Annotated in this window: 15 protein-coding genes; 6 read left to right on the top strand and 9 right to left on the bottom strand. The window is 66.7% G+C overall.

Features of this window, described 5'->3' with window-relative positions; genetic code table 11:
- Positions 1-51: 51 nt before the first annotated feature.
- Together WM2015_RS01375 and WM2015_RS01370 are read right to left on the bottom strand one after the other, a co-directional pair.
- Positions 52-1,314, bottom strand: a complete 1,263-nt coding sequence (locus tag WM2015_RS01375; RefSeq protein ID WP_049724351.1) for a NupC/NupG family nucleoside CNT transporter — start codon at positions 1,312-1,314, stop codon at positions 52-54.
- Between the two features lie 3 nt (positions 1,315-1,317).
- Entirely contained in the window at positions 1,318-2,580 is a 1,263-nt protein-coding gene (locus tag WM2015_RS01370; RefSeq protein WP_049724350.1) for a 6-phosphofructokinase, read from the bottom strand.
- A gap of 190 nt (positions 2,581-2,770) precedes the next feature.
- Between WM2015_RS01370 and WM2015_RS01365 the strand changes: the two genes are divergently transcribed.
- Positions 2,771-3,331 (top strand): adenylate kinase, encoded by a 561-nt coding sequence (locus WM2015_RS01365; protein WP_049724349.1) that lies wholly within the window; start codon positions 2,771-2,773, stop codon positions 3,329-3,331.
- A 34-nt stretch (positions 3,332-3,365) separates the two neighbouring features.
- On the opposite strand, the gene WM2015_RS01360 is transcribed toward WM2015_RS01365, so the two are convergent.
- Positions 3,366-3,647: a sulfurtransferase TusA family protein gene (locus tag WM2015_RS01360; protein ID WP_169751069.1), complete on the bottom strand. Its 282-nt coding sequence runs from the start codon at positions 3,645-3,647 to the stop codon at positions 3,366-3,368.
- Between the two features lie 12 nt (positions 3,648-3,659).
- Here WM2015_RS01360 and WM2015_RS01355 point away from each other — a divergent pair, with 12 nt between their 5' ends.
- The 3 genes from WM2015_RS01355 to WM2015_RS01345 are packed head-to-tail and all read left to right on the top strand — an operon-like array spanning position 3,660 to position 6,186.
- A complete protein-coding gene (locus WM2015_RS01355) occupies positions 3,660-4,157 on the top strand; it encodes a hypothetical protein (RefSeq protein ID WP_049724347.1) in 498 nt (165 codons plus the stop codon).
- Positions 4,154-5,530: a UDP-N-acetylmuramate:L-alanyl-gamma-D-glutamyl-meso-diaminopimelate ligase gene (mpl, locus tag WM2015_RS01350; protein ID WP_049724346.1), complete on the top strand. Its 1,377-nt coding sequence runs from the start codon at positions 4,154-4,156 to the stop codon at positions 5,528-5,530. The genes WM2015_RS01355 and mpl overlap by 4 nt, the downstream gene beginning before the upstream one ends.
- A gap of 50 nt (positions 5,531-5,580) precedes the next feature.
- A complete protein-coding gene (locus tag WM2015_RS01345; protein ID WP_049724345.1) occupies positions 5,581-6,186 on the top strand; it encodes an LON peptidase substrate-binding domain-containing protein in 606 nt (201 codons plus the stop codon).
- Here WM2015_RS01345 and WM2015_RS01340 read toward each other — a convergent pair.
- Positions 6,168-8,150 (bottom strand): VTT domain-containing protein, encoded by a 1,983-nt coding sequence (locus tag WM2015_RS01340; protein WP_049724344.1) that lies wholly within the window; start codon positions 8,148-8,150, stop codon positions 6,168-6,170. The genes WM2015_RS01345 and WM2015_RS01340 overlap by 19 nt on opposite strands.
- A gap of 76 nt (positions 8,151-8,226) precedes the next feature.
- On the opposite strand from WM2015_RS01340, the gene WM2015_RS01335 reads away from it, so the two are divergent.
- Entirely contained in the window at positions 8,227-9,048 is an 822-nt protein-coding gene (locus WM2015_RS01335) for an SDR family oxidoreductase (protein WP_049724343.1), read from the top strand.
- 291 nt (positions 9,049-9,339) lie between these two features.
- Here WM2015_RS01335 and WM2015_RS01330 read toward each other — a convergent pair whose 3' ends face one another.
- The 3 genes from WM2015_RS01330 to WM2015_RS01320 form a co-directional block, all read right to left on the bottom strand.
- Positions 9,340-10,629, bottom strand: a complete 1,290-nt coding sequence (locus WM2015_RS01330; protein WP_049724342.1) for a citrate synthase — start codon at positions 10,627-10,629, stop codon at positions 9,340-9,342.
- 114 nt (positions 10,630-10,743) lie between these two features.
- A complete protein-coding gene (locus tag WM2015_RS01325; RefSeq protein ID WP_049724341.1) occupies positions 10,744-11,580 on the bottom strand; it encodes a DUF2189 domain-containing protein in 837 nt (278 codons plus the stop codon).
- 96 nt (positions 11,581-11,676) lie between these two features.
- Positions 11,677-12,660, bottom strand: coding sequence for a LysR family transcriptional regulator (locus WM2015_RS01320; protein ID WP_049724340.1), 984 nt, complete (start codon positions 12,658-12,660; stop codon positions 11,677-11,679).
- Between the two features lie 114 nt (positions 12,661-12,774).
- On the opposite strand from WM2015_RS01320, the gene WM2015_RS01315 reads away from it, so the two are divergent.
- Positions 12,775-14,271, top strand: a complete 1,497-nt coding sequence (locus WM2015_RS01315) for an NADP-dependent isocitrate dehydrogenase (protein ID WP_082169813.1) — start codon at positions 12,775-12,777, stop codon at positions 14,269-14,271.
- On the opposite strand, the gene recG is transcribed toward WM2015_RS01315, so the two are convergent.
- Positions 14,272-16,347 (bottom strand): ATP-dependent DNA helicase RecG, encoded by a 2,076-nt coding sequence (gene recG, locus WM2015_RS01310; RefSeq protein WP_049724339.1) that lies wholly within the window; start codon positions 16,345-16,347, stop codon positions 14,272-14,274.
- Positions 16,334-16,735: a RidA family protein gene (locus WM2015_RS01305; RefSeq protein WP_049724338.1), complete on the bottom strand. Its 402-nt coding sequence runs from the start codon at positions 16,733-16,735 to the stop codon at positions 16,334-16,336. The genes recG and WM2015_RS01305 overlap by 14 nt, the downstream gene beginning before the upstream one ends.
- Positions 16,736-16,806: the final 71 nt, after the last annotated feature.

Genomic DNA, 16,806 nt, shown 5'->3' with positions numbered 1-16,806 from the left:
ATCGTTCGGAGCCGCCGAACCCCATCGACAAACCCGAGATCGCGGAATCCGCTAGCCCACCAGGATCCCCGCCCAGGCGGCGTTCAGTAGAGAAACGAGGGCGCCGGCCAGCACGGCCTTGAGCCCGAGCCGCGCCAGGTCCGGGCGGCGGGACGGGGAGATCGAGCCCACACCGCCGATCTGGATGGCGATCGAAGAGAAATTCGCGAAGCCACACAAGGCATAGGTGGCGATCAGCACCGAGCGATCACTGAGATTCACCTGCGCTTCGGACAGGGCCACGTAGGCGACGAATTCGTTGGCGACGATCTTCTGCCCGATCAGTCCGCCCACCGCCACGCACTCGTCCAGCGGCACACCGACAAGAAACGCCAGCGGCGCGAAGACCCAGCCCAGGATCAGCTCGAGGCTGAGCGGCTGCCCCAGCCAGGCCTCGAGGCCGCTGATGGCGCCGAGCCAGCCCAGCGGACCGTTGACCAGGGCAATCAGGGCAAGGAAGGCCAACAGCATGGCGCCGACGTTCAAGGCCAGCTTCAGACCCTCGCCGGCCCCGCCGGCGGCGGCTTCGATGAGGTTGACGTGCGGCCGATCGATGGCCGTGCGCACCGTGCCGACGGTCTCCGATTCGGCGGTCTCGGGGATGATCAGCTTGGCCATGACCAGAGCGGCGGGCGCGGCCATGATCGAGGCCGAGATCAGGTGCTTGGCGAAAAAGGCCTGCTCCTCGGCGCTGGCGCCACCGAGCAGCAGCACATAGGCGGCCAGCACGCCGCCGGCGATGGTGGCCATGCCACCGGTCATCAGGGCGAACAGCTCGGAACGGGTCATGCCCGCGATGAAGGGACGCACCACCAATGGCGCTTCGGTCTGGCCGACGAAGACATTGGCGGCGGTGGCCAGGGATTCCGAACCCGACACCTTCATCAGCCGCGTCATCACCCAGGCCATGCCTTCGACCAGCTTCTGCATGAGCCCGAGGTGGTACAGGCAGGCCATCAGGGCGGCAAAGAAGATGATGGTGGGCAACACCTGGAAGGCGAAGATGAAGCCGAAGGCCTCGGGGTTGGCGAAGTCGCCGAAGATGAAGCTCGAACCGGCCGAGGTGTAGCCGATCAGGGTCACGAACAAGGCACCCAATCGATCGAATACGACCTGTCCGAAGGGCACCCAGAGCACGAACACGGCCAGGCTGAACTGCAGGGCCACGCCGACCCCGATGGTCTGCCAGGAAATCGCCGATCGTCTTTCCGACAGGGCCCAGGCCAGAGCGAGGATCACCGCGATACCGAGCAGGCCGTGCAGGACGTCGATCATCGCTCAGACCTCGAAGGCGGGCAGGCGGGGACTCAGGTAGTCGAAGTCCGGCGTGAGATAGAGCGGCTGACCATCGCTGCCGTAGGCGGGGTAGTCCTCGCCTCGGATCAGTGGCTCGAGATAGGCGCGAGCGGCCTCCGTGATACCGAAGCCGTCAGGACTGATGAAATCCCTCGGCACGGTCTTTTCCCGATTGGCGATGTCGCCGAGTTCGGCGCTGTCGATGGTCCAGCTGTAGGGCGCATCACTCAGGCGCTTGATCACCGGCATGACCCCGGAACGGCCGGCCAGGGCGAACTCCACGGCCGCTTCGCCGACCGCTCGGGCATGGGCGACATCGGTGGCCGAGGCCAGATGGCGGGCCGAACGCTGCAGGTAGTCGCTGACCGCCCAGTGGCACTTGAAGCCGGTCTGCGATTTGACCAGGTCCGCGACCACCGGGGCCACGCCGCCGAGCTGCTTGTGGCCGAAGGCGTCGGTGGTGCCGGAATCGGCCAGAAAGCGTCCATCGGACCAGCGTGCGCCCTCCGAGACGACGATGGAGCAGTAGCCATGGCGCTCGACCGAGTCCCTCACCGCGGCCAGGAAGTCCGCTTCCTCGAAGGGCACTTCCGGGAACAGGATGATCTGCGGCGGATCGCCGGCCCGACGCGCGGCGAGACCGCCGGCGGCGGCGATCCAGCCCGCGTGCCGGCCCATCACCTCGAGGATGAAGACCTTGGTCGAGGTGGAAGCCATGGCCATCACGTCCAGGCTGGCTTCCCGGATCGAGACGGCGATGTACTTGGCCACGGAGCCGAAGCCGGGACAGTTGTCGGTGACGGCCAGATCGTTGTCGATGGTCTTGGGCACGGCGATGCACTGCAGCGGCAGCTCGTGACTGCGAGCCATCTCGGAGATCTTCAGCGCCGTGTCGGCCGAATCATTGCCGCCGTTGTAGAAGAAGTAGCCGATGTCATGGGCGCGAAAGACCTCGATCAGACGCTCGTACTCGCGTCGATTCTCGTCCATGCCCTTGAGCTTGTAGCGGCAGGAGCCGAAGGTGCCGCCCGGGGTCTTGGCCAGGGCCTGCAGATCGGTCGCGGTTAGTGTGGAGGTATCGATGAGGCGCTCTTCGAGCACGCCCAGGATGCCGTCGCGGGCGGCGAAGACCTTCCCCAGACGATCGCTGTGTCCGCGCGCCGCTTCGATCAGGGCCGCTGCCGTGGCGTTGATCACCGGCGTCACGCCGCCGGACTGGGCATAGAGCAGATTGTTACCGGCCATCGGGCCTCTTCTTCCTTTCAGGGCATCGCCTCGAAGCATAGCACCGGGGGCTGGGCCGGTGGCAGCGCAGGCCAGGCCCGGAGGGCGATTGAAGGCGCCTGGCCAGGACCGATGTGATTTGACACTCGGGGCCATCCCAAGTACTTTTAACGGCTTGTTCTGAAACCCCCGGAATTCCCGCTTCACCACCATGCGAATCGTACTTCTCGGCCCGCCCGGATCGGGCAAGGGCACGCAGGCCGCCCTGCTCAAGGAACGCCTGGGCGTACCCCATATCTCCACCGGTGAACTGCTGCGCGCGGCCGTTGCCGCCGGCACCCCGTTGGGGCAGAAGGCCAAGGCGGCCATGGATGCCGGCGAACTGGTCTCCGACGAGCTGATGCTCGGCCTGATCGAAGAGCGCATGGGCGCCGACGACGTCAAGGCCGGATACATCCTCGACGGCTACCCCCGCAACCTCGCCCAGGCCCGCGCGCTGGACGAGGTGCTCGAACGCATCGAGCTGCCGGTCGAAAAGGCCCTGGCGCTTGGGGTCGACGAAGAACAGATCGTCCAGCGCCTGGCCAAGCGAGCCGCCGAAGAAAACCGCTCCGATGACACGGAAGAAGTCGTTCGCAATCGCCTCGCGGTCTATCGGGAACAGACGGCGCCCGTCACCGGCTACTACGAATCGCGTAATCTGCTGGCGGATGTCGACGGCCTGGGCTCGATCGAAGAGATCAACCAGCGCCTCGTCGACGCCCTGGACTGACGCGGATCGTCGCCCTGATTCGCCGCATGGCGCACTAGCGGGCGCGGGAATCGACGCCGACTTCGATGCGCACCCGGACCACGCCGTCCCGGGTGACCGCGCTGAGCAGTCGATGTCCGGTCCGTTCGCACATCACCGCCAGGTCGAGTTCAGCCAGGGGATCGGTTGCGATGACATCCAGCACCTCACCCGGCCGCATCTCGGCGAGCATCGAGCGCGCCTCGACCACCGGCACCGGGCAGAGCTTGCCGGAGGTGTCGAGCCGACGCGTCGGCTCGACGGGCTTCGAGTCTGATAGGCTGCCTGCATTCGTCATCGACTTCATTCCATGTCCGATCTGATCGCTCGCCTGGCCGGCATCCTGCTGTTACGACTCGGCCCCCAGGACCTGCCGGCGGGCCGTAGCACCCTGCTGTTCTGCGTCACAGCCTACGTCGCCATCACGGCGATCAACCTGGGCCGCGGCGAACCCCATCCCCAACCGGTGCTCGTGCTGCTGCTGGCCGTGGGCCTGCCGCTGCTTCTGGTCTGGATTGTACTCAAGCTCAGACATCGTCCGGCGCGTTGGGAGCAGACCCTGTCCGCGCTGTTCGGGACCAGCGCCCTGCTGTCGATCCTGACCCTGCCCCTGAGCCTGGCGATGAGCGGCTCGGCGGCGAATCCTCTGGCCTTTCTGCTGCTGCTGAGTTTCTTCTGGTCCTTTGCCGTCGACGCCCATATCTGGCGAAGCGCGCTGGAGATCAGCTTCGCCGCCGGCCTGGCCGTGGCCGTGCTAATGTTTCTTTTCTCCCTGTTCCTGATCACGTCTCTGGCTGGCCCATTGTGAAAATCCATATCCTTGGCATCTGCGGCACGTTCATGGGTGGACTGGCCGCCCTGGCCCGCGCCGACGGTCATGAAGTGACCGGATCGGACAAGAACGTCTACCCGCCGATGAGCACCCAGCTCGAAGCCCTGGGCATCGAGCTGACCGAAGGCTACGACCCGGCCCAGCTCGACCCCAGACCCGATCTGGTCCTGATCGGCAATGCGCTCAGCCGCGGCAACCCCGCCGTGGAAGCCGTTCTCAATCAACGCATCCCGTACACCTCCGGGCCTCGCTGGCTGGGGGAGAACTACCTCAGTCAGCGCCGCGTGCTGGCCGTGGCGGGCACGCACGGCAAGACGACGACCTCGAGCCTGTTGACCTGGATTCTCGACCAGGCCGGCTACGAGCCCGGCTTCCTGATCGGCGGCATCCCGAACAATTTCGGCGTATCCGCGCGCAGCGGGTCCGAGTGGTTCGTGGTCGAAGCGGATGAATACGACACGGCCTTCTTCGACAAGCGGGCCAAGTTCGTCCATTACCGTCCCGAAATCGCGATCCTGAACAATCTGGAATTCGATCACGCGGACATCTATCCGGATCTCGCCGCGATCCAGACCCAGTTCCATCACCTGATCCGCACCGTGCCCGGCAACGGCACCCTGGTCGTCAACGACGCCGATGCAGCCCTAGGAGACGTATTGGACATGGGCTGCTGGAGCCGAAGGGCCGCCTTCGACCTGTGCGAAGCAGAGCCGAGCCAGGGCTGGCAGGTCAAGCTGGCCGAACCCGGGGGCCGGCGGCTGGTCTTCTTCCGGGATGGCGAGGAACTGGGCGAACTGAGCTGGACCCTGAGTGGCCGACACAATGCCCTCAATGCCCTGGCCGCCCTCGCCGCCGCCGACGCCGCCGGCGTGGATCCCGACCTGGCCATCAATGCGCTCGCCCGTTTCACTGGGGTGAAGCGGCGCATGGAGCAGCTCGGCGACGTGGAGGAGATTCGCGTCTATGATGACTTCGCCCACCACCCCACGGCCATCCGCCTGACCCTGGAAGGCCTGCGTCGAAGCGTTGGCAATGCGCGCATCCTGGTGGCCCTCGAACCGGCCAGCAATACGATGCGGGCCAGTCACCATGTCGCGGACCTGCCGAATGCCCTGATGGCCGCCGACCACGTCTGGATCAAGACTTCGGACGCGATGGACTGGAATCCGCATGAAGTGCTCGGTAAGCTCGACGGGCAGGGCCGGCCGCGTGCCCAGGTCGAAAACCTGGTCGAGGACATGCTCGAGATCGCCCGTCCGGGCGACCATGTCGTGTTCATGAGCAACCAGGGCTTCGGCAATGCGTCACGACGCTTTCTCGAGGCCCTGGAGAAACGCTACGCGGACTGACGGCGGACGTATTGACGCTTGCCTGACCGGGTTTACGGCAACCTTGCCTGATGACTGACACCCTGCCGCTGTTCCCGCTCAACGTCGTGCTGTTTCCGGGCGCGCGTCTGCCCCTGCGGATCTTCGAATCCCGCTACATCGACATGGTTCGCGAATGCCTGCGCGCCGAGTCCGGTTTCGGTGTGATCTGGCGCCTTGAGGGTGACGAACAATCCGGCGTGGGCCATGCCCGCGTCGGCACCGAGGCCAGGATCACCGACTTTTCCACCCTCGAAGACGGCCTGCTCGGCATCGAGTGCCGGGGCGAGCGCCGCTTTCTCGTTCGCTCAACCCGCTGCCGCGACAACGGCCTGCTGATCGGCGATGTGGACTGGCTGCACGATCAGGCAGCCGAAGCGATCGCCCCGAGGCATGCGGCCCTGCAGTCCCTGCTGCGAGAAATCCAGACCCACCGCGAACTGGCCGAGCGCCTCGACGCCGATGCCGATGACCCGGCCTCACTGAGCTTTGCGCTCTCCAGCATCCTGCCGATCGATCGACGGCAGGCGCAAGGCCTGCTGGAAAGCACCGCTGCCAGCGAGCGCCTGGACGCCCTGATCGAGATCATCGACCAGCTGGCCCGAGCCGACGAAGACCTTCAGTCCGGAAGCGCGTAGAGCCTGGGCCCGCCCTCCGGCGCCGCCTGCCACCAATTCGGCAGGGCGCGATCGAGAATCGAAGCGGCGTCGTCCGTCCGATCGCCGAGCTCGTACCAGCGTGTCAACCCGCCCAGAAACAGCCCGGGCTCGACGGCACGCACCTGACCCAGCCAGACCGGCTCTCCATCCGGCGTCAGTCGCGCCCCCGAGGCCCACAGGCGAAGCAGGACCACCGGCCCCTCCTGCGTGTCGAAACGGAGCATGCGATCGTCCGGTCGGCCGGCGAAGTCCTTGTTCAGATGCGGCAACTCGGCACGATCGGGGCGACCGATCAGAATGGACCCGAGGTCGCCGAGTCTGACCTCCGGCACCGGCTGCCAACCCGCTGCCAGGAGCGCCTGTTCGATCGCTTCCATCGGCGCGGCCAGCTGCAGATCGAAGCGATGCCGCTCGAAGGGCCCCAGGCTGGAGATTCGATCGGGCAGTTTGCGCCAGTCGCCCGCCTGCCAGGCCTGGCGACTGATCGACTGGGCCGGGGGACGTAGCTCGGTCGCCTCGAGCAAGGCCTCGAGACCGCTGCGCGCATTGACGACGGCCGCCCCCAGCGCCAGGCCGTAGAAGGCCAGCACCAGGCCGGGCGCATGCGGTCGGCGGCTGGCCCGCTGCCGGTAGGCGATACCGATCATCGCCACCCAACCCAGGCCCAGCGCCAGCGCGGCCAGCAGGCCGGGCAGAGACGCCCGGCCCAGATAGAAATGAGCAAAGCCGGACAGACCCAGGATCAGCGTCGTCGCCAGGTAGGGCCACTTGCGGCGGCGCGCCCCAAGGTCCTTGGCCAGCAGGACGGCGAAGAAACCGAACACCAGACAGGCGAGCAGATAGGGGCGGAAGGGCACTTCGCCCAGCGACGGCATGACCTCCGGGCGCTCCATCATCAGGCCGGTGAGCAGGATCAGCAACTCGCCGCTGAACCAGCCTCCGATCATGGCCATGGCCCAATGCCAGGTCGCGTTGATCCGACCCAGGCCGAGCAGGATCACGGCAAAGGCACCGGCCAGGAAAAGCATCGCCCGGCTGCCCGTGGCCAGGGCAATGGCGGCCAGCACCGGGTCGGCAAAGTGATTGCGCAGGCTGCCCGCCCAGCTGGCGATCTGCCGATCGGCATCCCAGTGCGTGTCGGCGAAGGGTGCGGCCAACAGCACCGCCAGAAGCACGGCCAGACAGGCCAGCCAGAGCAGACCCAGAAGCGTGACGGAAAGCACCTCGCGTCCGCCCGGCTCGAGCAGCGGACCGAACAGCCGGCCCAGGCGCGGATGGCTCCGAAGCCAGCGGATCAGGGAGCGCAGCCACCAACCCGAACGCCGAGCCGTGAACTCGTAGATCTGGCGCGTGACCCAGAGCAGCAGCCACAGACCGATGACCAGAATGGCGAGCAAGGAGGCCAGTCGTCCGGCGAATTCCGCGGCCAGTTCCAGCGATGCGCCGAACAAGGCGCCAGGCAGCAGGTAGAGCGGCGCCCAGGCGATGCAGGCGGGGATGGCGTAACGGTAGAACAGCGCATTGGACACGTGCATGGAACCGGCGATCATGGGCACGATCGGCCGCATCGGCCCGATGAAGCGAGCGATCACGATCGCCTTGCCGCCGTGCCTATGGAACTGATCGCGGGCGCGGCTGAGCAACTCCGGGCGTCGACTGAAGGGCCAGAGCGTGGGCACGCGCGCCCGATACCGCCAGCCCAGCCAGAAGCTCAGACCATCGCCCAGCAGGGCGCCGCCCGAGGCCGCCAGCCAGCAGGCCATGAAGACCGTCCACTCGGGGCCGATCAGGGTACCGACGATGAACAGCAGGATGATTCCGGGAACCAGGATACCGACGATGGCCAGGGATTCGAGGAAGGCCACGATGAAGGCCAGGAGCACCAGCCAGATCGGATGCGTCTCGGCCAGGCCGGTCAGGATGCCGAGCGCCTGCTCACCCATGACTCACCGCTGATCCCCGACCGACGTCTCCATGATCCGGGTAGGATACCCCCATACCTCACGACGGAGCTTCGACATGAGCCAGCCTCTCGAGGGCAAGACCCTGTTCATCACCGGTGCATCGCGTGGCATCGGCAAGGCGATCGCGCTTCGGGCCGCTGCCGACGGCGCCAACGTCGTCATTGCCGCCAAGAGTGATCGCAAGCACCCGAAACTGCCCGGCACCATTCACGACGCCGCGGCCGAAGTCGAGGCCGCCGGCGGGCAGGCACTGGCCATCAAGCTCGACATCCGCGACGACCAGGCCGTCAACGAGGCCATGGCGAAGGCGGCCGAGCACTTCGGCGGCATCGACATCCTGGTCAACAATGCCTCGGCGATCTACCTCGCACCGACTCCGGAGGTGCCGATGAAGCGCTTCGATCTGATGTTCGGTGTCAACGTGCGGGGCACCTTCGTCTGCTCGCAGGCCGCCCTTCCCTACCTGCGCCAGGCAAAGAATCCGCACATCCTCAACCTGTCGCCGCCGTTGAACATGGACCCGAAGTGGTTCGCCCCGCACGTGGCCTACACCATGGCCAAGTACGGCATGAGCCAGTGCGCGCTCGGCATGGCGGAAGAATTCCGCTCCGAGGGCATCGCGGTCAACGCGCTGTGGCCGAAGACCGTCATCGCCACCGCCGCCCTGGCCATGCTCGGGGGCGCGGTCAGACCCGAGAACTGCCGCAGGCCGGAGATCATGGCCGACGCGGCCCACTGGATGCTCAGCCAGCCCTCATCGGAGCTCACCGGTGAATTCATGATCGACGAGGAGGCCCTGGCGCGCGCCGGCGTGACCGATCTGGAGCACTACGCGGTCAAGCCGGGGGAGCGCTTGTTGCCGGATCTGTTCCTGTAGGGATGCGGGTGGGTCCGGTGTCCTGTCGAATTGCCGGCGGCGGCTGCGATATGCGTGCGTCGGGTTCCATGCGATGGCGGCGGCATTGCGCCGTCGGGTTGGTGGAGATTCCTGAGACATGGACCGTCGGCCACGTGGGGCCGACCTACCGTCGGGGCTCCGGTCGACCGCGGAGTGGATGGGGCCAGAGGCCTCGATCGAGGATCCCACCGAAGTTGCGGGCCGGCCGCAACGAAAAACGCCCCCGACCGATGGCGGGGGCGTTTTCCTGTCTCGGTTCGCTGAACGGGATCAGCGCTTGTCGATCGACACGTAGTCGCGCTCGCCCGAGCCGGTGTAGACCTGGCGTGGGCGGCCGATGCGGTGCGGGGTGGCCGACTGTTCCAGCCACTGGCTGACCCAGCCCACCGTGCGGCCGATGGCGAACATCGCGGTGAACATGCTGGTCGGAATGCCTAAGGCCTTGTAGATGATGCCGGAGTAGAAATCGACGTTGGGATAGAGTTTGCGATCGACGAAGTAGTCGTCTTCCAGCGCGATCTTCTCGAGCTCCATGGCCAGATCGAGCAAGGGATCCTTCTTGCCCAGCTCGCCGAGCACTTCGTGACAGGCCTTGCGGATGATCGTGGCACGCGGATCGAAATTCTTGTAGACGCGGTGACCGAAGCCCATCAGGCGGAACGGATCGCTCTTGTCCTTGGCCTTCTTGATGAACTCGCCGACCCGGCTCACGTCACCGATCTGGTTGAGCATGTTGAGCACGGCCTCATTGGCACCGCCGTGGGCCGGGCCCCAGAGGGCGGCAATGCCGGCGGCCGTACAGGCGTAGGGGTTGGCGCCGGTCGATCCGACCAGACGGACGGTCGAGGTCGAGGCGTTCTGCTCGTGATCGGCATGCAGGATGAACAGCAGATCCAGGGCCTTGGCCGCGATCGGATTCACTTCATAGGACTCGGCCGGCACCGAGAACATCATGTGCAGGAAGCGCTCCGAGTAGTTCAGGGAGTTGCGCGGGTAGGCGCTCGGCCAGCCCATGTAATGACGGTAGGCGGCTGCCGCGATGGTCGGCATCTTGGCGATCAGGCGCTTGGCGGCCAGGTCGCGCTGCTCGGGGTCGTTGACGTCGAGCTTGTCGTGGTAGAAGCCGGCCATCGAGGCCACCACGCCCGACAGAATGGCCATCGGGTGGGCGTTGTAGTGGAAGCCGTTGATGAAGTTGTTGATCTTCTCGTGGACCATGGTGTGATAGGTGATGTCATGGTCGAACTTCGAGAACTGCGCCTTGCTCGGCAACTCGCCGTACAGCAGCAGGTAGGCCACTTCCAGGAAGCTGGACTGTTCGGCCAGCTGTTCGATCGGGTAGCCGCGATAGCGCAGGATGCCTTCATTGCCATCGATGAAGGTGATGTCGCTCTTGCAGCTGGCGGTCGCGCCGTAGCCCGGATCGAAGGTGAAGTAGCCGAGCTCCGGGTGGATGCGGCTGATGTCGAGGGTCGGATCGCCCTCGGTGCCGGAGACAATCGGCAGGTCCAGGGTCTTACCGGATTCGGAATCGGTCAGGGTGAGTTTGCGTTCAGCCACCGTTGGTCTCCTCAGCAGTGCAATCGGTTGGTTCTGTCGGGGCATCGCGGCCGCCGCGGGCACCGGTTTTCGGCGCGCGGCCCTGTACGAAGCCGTATGGAGCCCCCTAGTATCTCACAAGTCCCGCTTTTTCTGCATGACAGCCTGCTCACGGGCCTTGAAGTCCACCGGTGGACGGGCGGGCCATTCCGAGGCATCGATCGTGTCCCGATAGGCGTGCCAGGTGGCATGCCCCAGCAGCGGGATCAGGATCAGGAAGCCGAGCCAGGCCGTTGCCGCGCCCAACAGCACGCAGCTCACGATGATCGCCGCCCAGAGCAGCATCGTGCGCTTGTTGCGCAGCACCGCGTTGATGCTGGTGATCACCGCCGTTACCGCGTCGGCGCGCCGGTCCATCAGCATCGGCAGGGAAAAGGCCGAGACCGCGAACACCACCGCCGAGAACACCGCGCCGACCGCGCTGCCGACGGTCAGGAACAGAAGCAGATCCCGCCAACCGGGATTCGCCAGGGCCGGAAAGAAGATGTACAGGGTGTTGGCCGCCCGGGCCCAGACCAGCAGCACGATGATCAGGATGACGGCGAAGACCATGGCGCCGCGGATCGACTGACCCGCATCGGCGATGCTTCGCCTCAGGCTGACGCCACGGTCCAGCTCCAGGCGTCGGCTGATGGCGTACAGGGTCATCGCCAGCCAGGGGCCGATGAAGACGAAGCCGCTGACCAGGCCCAGGTACAGGCCGAGATTGCCCCAGCGCCAGGTCGCCGCCGTGATCAGGTAGCTGAGCGCCAGTACGACGGCTCCCCAGCTCAGGCTCTGACGAGGTGCGCGGCGCAGATCCACCCAGCCGCGCGCGAGCCAGTCCAGCGGTGCTCTCGTCGGCAGCCGCCGGCAGGGCGCCGCCATCGGCAACTCCTCCGGCGGGCGGGCTTGCTTCGCTGGCTCGTTCATTGGCTCCTCCGGACTCGATCGTCAGCCCTTTCTGTCCCTCTTGCCCAGTATGCCAAGGCCGTTCGCCCGGCGCATCCGTGCTTTCGATGAAAGCGATCAGCGCGCAGCGTCGACTTCGCTGGGTTCGGTCAAGGCATCCTCGGGGAACGCCAGGCCGTGACGGGCAAGGACCTCGTGCATGGTGGCGTCCAGGGCCGGGAACTGATCGTGCAGGTGGTCCCGGAAGGCCAGCGCCGCCGGCGTGGGTTCCACCCCACGGCCCTGAACCAGTGACCAGCGGACCGGTGCCGGGAAGTGCGGCACGCGCAGCAGGGTCAGACGCCCGGCCTCGAGTTCGAGGGTCACGGCGTGCAGGGAAATCACGGCCAGGCCGTGGCCGGCCATGACCGCCTGCTTGATCGCCTCGTTGCTGCCCAGCTCCAGCGCCGGCTGAAGTTCGGCACCGAAGCGAGCCAGCCAGTCGGCGGTCCAGAGTCGAGTGCCGGAACCGGGTTCGCGAACGACGAAGCTGGCCTCGGTGACGGCCGAGAAGGCGAGTTCGGGCTGCCTTGCCCAGGGATGGTCGGGCGCCGCGATCATCACCAGGGGATTGAGGCCGACGGTCTCGATGCGAAGACGCTCCGAGGCGGGCGGGCGGGTCATCAGATAGCCATCGTCCCGCCCTTCGTTCAGGCGCTCGATCAGGCGATCGCGCGGCAGGATCGTCAGGCTGGCTTCGATGCCGGGATGCGCGGTACGGAATCGACCGAGCAGACTCGGCAGGACGTACTCGGCCGTCGAGACGGCGGCGATGCGAAGGCGCCCTCGTTCGATGCCACGCCGGGCCGCCAGGCGCTGATCGAGGCGCTTGAGTTCGGCGTCGATGCGACGGGCGGCCTCCAGGGCATCCTGCCCCGCCTCGGTCAGCTGCAGGCGCCGGCCACTGACCCGGTGCAGGGGCATGCCCAGGGCCTCGGCCAGCTGCCCGAGCTGGATCGACAGGGTGGGCGGAGTCAGGTGGAGCCTCCGGGCGGCCGCCGCGATCGAACCCTCGTCGGCGACGACCTGGAGGATCCGGAGCTGATGCAGGGTCGGTTTCATCGATGCGCCTGGTTGATTAGATCTTTATCTATGCAAAGGACAATAGATTTTAACTTTATCTTATTCATCGGCGCAGGTAGAGTGGCGCCCGCCTCGACACACCAGGAGTTCTTCATGTACCGCCCCGATCACGACCGCCGACCCCAGCCCGCTTCGAAGCTCACCCAGCCCGTCGACGTCGCTCTCGCACAGGGCGATGGCATCGGCCCCGAAATCACCGACGCCGTCTGCCGCATTCTCGATGCAGCCGGTGCGCGCGTGCGCTTCGTCCCCGTGACCATGGGCGAGCGCTGCTATCTGGATGGCGTCAGCTCGGGCATCCCGGCCGAAGCCTGGGACGTGATCCGCAAGCACGGCGTGCTCCTGAAGGGGCCGATCACCACCCCGCAGGGCGGCGGCTACAAGAGCCTCAACGTCACCCTCCGCAAGGCCCTGGGTCTGTTCGCCAACGTCCGGCCGTGCCGCGCCTGGCACCCCTGGATCGAGACGCGCCATCCGGACATGGATGTGCTGATCGTGCGCGAGAACGAGGAAGACACCTACGCCGGCATCGAGCACCGCCAGACCAACGAGGTCACCCAGTGCCTGAAACTGATCTCCTCGCCCGGCTCGGAGCGCCTGATCCGCTATGCCTTCGAACTGGCACGGGCGCAGGGTCGCAAGCGCGTCGACTGCTTCTCCAAGGACAACATCATGAAACTCACCGATGGCCTGTTCCATCGGATCTTCGACCGCGTGGCCGAAGAGTACCCGGACATCGAGTCCGGCCACATGATCATCGACATCGGCACCGCGCTGCTGGCGGATCGTCCGGAACGCTTCGACGTCATCGTCGCGCCCAACCTCTACGGTGACATCATCTCCGACGTGGCTGCACAGATCACCGGCTCCGTCGGCCTCGGTGGCTCGGCGAACATCGGCGAAGGCATCGCCATGTTCGAGGCCGTGCATGGCTCGGCTCCGGACATCGCCGGCCAGGACCTGGCCAATCCCTCGGGCCTGCTGCTCGCGGCCATCGAGATGCTGCGCTACATCGGTGATGGCGAAACCGCCAACCGCGTCTTCGCCGCCTGGACCGCCACCCTGGCCGACGGCCTGCACACCGCCGACATCCACCGACCGGGCCACAGCCGCGAGCGCCTCGGCACGCGCGCCTTCGCCGACGCGGTCATCGAACGCCTCGACGAATCGAGCGAGGCCGCGCGTCAGGCCGAAGCGACCGCCTGGCCGAACGTGAAGTCGAGCTGGCCTGAACCGGCGCGCGCCGAGAAGACCCTGATCGGTGTGGACGTGTTCCTCGACTGGGACCAGGCCGACCGCGATCCGAAGGTGCTCGGCGAGCAGGTCAGAGCCCTGGACGAGGGCCTGCCGGTCCGCCTCAGCCTGATCACCAACCGCGGCGTGAAGGTGTTTCCGGAGGGACTGCCGGAAACCCGCTGCACCGATCACTGGCGCTGCCGCTTCCGCGCCGAGGACGGGCAGACCATCGAGCACAAGGACGTCATTGCCCTGCTGCAGCGTTTCGCGGACGCCGGCCTGGACTTCATCAAGACCGAGCAGCTCTACGCCTTCGACGGCGTCCCGGGCTTCTCCCTCGGCCAGGGCGAGTGATCAGACGTCAACGAACTGTTCGGCGGCGCCGATCCAGCGCTGGATGAGTGTTTCGCCGGCCTCGGCATCGAGGCCGGCGGCCACATCGGCCACCTGCTCGATCAGCTCAGCATCCCGCGCGAGGTCGGCGACACGAAAGCGCAGCATCCCCGTCTGGCGGGTGCCCAGGACCTCGCCCGGTCCGCGCAGTTCCAGATCCTTCTCGGCGATGAGAAAGCCATCGGTGGTTTCGCGCATCACGCCCAGGCGCGCCTCGGCCATCGGCCCCAGGGGCGGCTTGTAGAGCAGCACGCAGCTGGCCTGGTCACTGCCCCGCCCGACCCGGCCGCGTAGCTGGTGCAGCTGGGACAGGCCGAGACGCTCCGCGTTCTCGATGATCATCACGCTGGCATTGGGCACATCGACACCCACTTCGATCACGGTCGTGGCGACCAGCAGATCGATCTCCCCCGCGCTGAATTCGGCCATGATCGCCTGCTTCTCGACCGGCTTCATTCGGCCATGGATCAGCCCGACCCTGAACTCGGGCAATACGCGCGCAAGCTCCTTCGATCGGGTCTCGGCGGCTTCGGCCTCGAGCACTTCGGATTCCTCGATCAAGGGGCAGACCCAATAGGCCTGTCGCCCCTGGCCAAGGGCGTGTCGCAGGCGCTCGACCACCTGCTCGCGGCGCTGCTGGCTGGCCGCCACGGTGGTCACCGGCTTGCGCCCCGGCGGCAGTTCGTCGATCACCGAAATGTCCAGACCGGCATAGGCCGTCATCGCCAGGGTGCGGGGGATCGGCGTGGCCGTCATCACCAGCTGATGGGGCAGCCGCTGGCCCCGCTGGCCCTTCGCCGCCAGGGCCAGGCGCTGATGCACCCCGAAACGGTGCTGCTCATCGACGATGACCAGCCCGAGGTCACGAAAGGCCACCGCGTCCTGAAACAGGGCGTGGGTGCCGATGGCGATGTCGGCTGAAGTCTTCAAGGCCTCCAGCGCGGCCTGGCGCGCCTTGCCCTTGACCTTGCCGGCCAGCCAGACCGATTCCAGGCCCAGGGCATCCAGCCAGGGCTTCAGGTTCTGGTAGTGCTGTTCGGCGAGAATCTCCGTCGGCGCCACGATCGCCGCCTGGCGACCCGACGAAGCGGCGGTCACCAGGGCCGCGGCCGCCACCACTGTCTTGCCCGAGCCGACGTCGCCCTGGACCAGTCGCCGCATCGGCCGCGTTCGAGCCAGGTCCTGGGCAATCTCGGCCATGACCCGGTCCTGAGCCCCCGTCGGCTCGAAGGGCAGCTGCGCCAGCAATGCCGGCACCAGCCGCCGCTCGTCGACCAGCTTCGGCGCCCGCTGCCGGGCCCGGGCCCGATTCAGACGCGCCAGAGCCAGGTGATGGGCGGTCAGTTCCTCGAGCGCCAGGCGCTGCACCGCCGGGTGATCACCCTCGATCAAGGCGTTCAGGTCATCGCTTGCTGCGGGCCCGTGCACGGTGATCAGGGCCGAGGCCAGGCTGGGCCCGCCGAGAGTGCCCGCCAGCGGATCCTCCAGGCTCAGCTCGGCACGCTCGAGCCGGGCCACGGTATCGCCGACGAGACGCTGCAGGGTGGCCTGGCCCAGGCCCTGGGTGGTGGGGTAGACCGGCGTCAGCGATTCCGGCAGCTCCAGCGGGCGATCGGGCTGAAAGGCCTGGCACTGGGGGTGGATCAGCTCGAAGCCCTCGGGCCCGAAGCGCGCCTCACCGAAGCAGCGCAGGTACTGCCCTTCCTTGAGCAGGCGCTGCTGACTGGGATAGAAGCGGAAGAAGCGCAGGATGATCTGGCCGCTGTCGTCGGCCAGGGTCGCCAGCAGCATGCGGCGGCGACCGAAGCGGATCTCCTGGTGAACGACCTGCCCCTCGACCTGCACGGTCACGCCATTGCGCACCCGGTTCAGGGGCGTGATCCGGGTTCGATCCTCGTAGCGCAGGGGCAGGTGGAAGAGCAGATCGAGCTCGCGCTCGATGCCCAGGGCCTTCAGCCTGGAGGCAACCCGTTCACCGACGCCATCGAGCGCCGTGACCGGCCGCCCCGACGCCGTTTCCGGCTCAGCCGCGCTCACCGCCCTCGGACAGGACCAGCACGGCATCCATTTCCACGTCCACGCCCTTGGGCAGGGCGGCAACCTGAACCGCCGCTCGGGCAGGATAGGGCTCGCTGAAATAGCCGGCCATGATCTCGTTGACTTCGGCGAAGCGACCGAGATCGGTCAGGAAGACGTTCAGTTTGACGATGTCGTCCAGGCTGCCGCCGGCGGCTCGGGCCACGGCCGCGAGATTGTCGAAGACGCGACGACAGCGATCACCGAATTCACCGGTGATCAGTTCGCCGTCGGCCGGGTCCAGCGGAATCTGACCGGAGAGATAGACCGTGTCGCCAGCGCGCACCGCCTGGGAGTAGGGGCCGATGGCGGCCGGGGCATCATGACTGTGGATCGGAGTCTTGGCCATGGAGTTCGATCTCGCTTTCGCTATGGGTAAGTGACTTGGGCCGAGGTCCTTCCCGGCCATTACTGCCTCGG

It is taken from the genome of Wenzhouxiangella marina, from assembly GCF_001187785.1.
Taxonomy (GTDB): Bacteria; Pseudomonadota; Gammaproteobacteria; order Xanthomonadales; family Wenzhouxiangellaceae; genus Wenzhouxiangella; species Wenzhouxiangella marina.
This window is presented reverse-complemented; position numbering and strand designations above follow the sequence as displayed.